General features: G+C 63.8%; 1 pseudogene. It reads left to right on the top strand.

Going from position 1 to position 381, the window contains the following annotated elements:
- Positions 1-381 (top strand): annotated as a pseudogene (locus tag GWK61_RS55610) (right-handed parallel beta-helix repeat-containing protein); the annotation flags it as partial.

Raw genomic sequence — 381 nt, 5'->3', positions numbered from 1 at the left:
ACCACATCTTCTCCACCTCGGTGGAGTACCGCAGCGGTGTCGGGATCGACGTCGGCTACGCCGAGAACACCCTGATCTCGCACAACCAGATCGACCACACCCCCTACACCGCGATCTCGATCGGCTGGGGCGGCTGGCCGGACAAGATCAAGGCGCCGGCGATCGCCAACTCCAGCCACGGCAACGTGATCTCGGACAACCTGATCTACGACGCGATGCAGTACCTCGCCGACGGCGGCGCGATCTACACGCAGGGCATCACCGGGTCCTCGCTGGCCGACGGTGAGCAGATCAGCGGGAACGTCATCCACGACATCCTGGACCACGGGCACGCCATCTACTGCGACAACGGCTCGACGTTCATGACCATCACCTCGAACG

The organism is Catenulispora rubra, from assembly GCF_015356825.1.
GTDB classification, from domain to species: domain Bacteria; phylum Actinomycetota; class Actinomycetes; order Streptomycetales; family Catenulisporaceae; genus Catenulispora; species Catenulispora rubra.
This window is presented reverse-complemented; position numbering and strand designations above follow the sequence as displayed.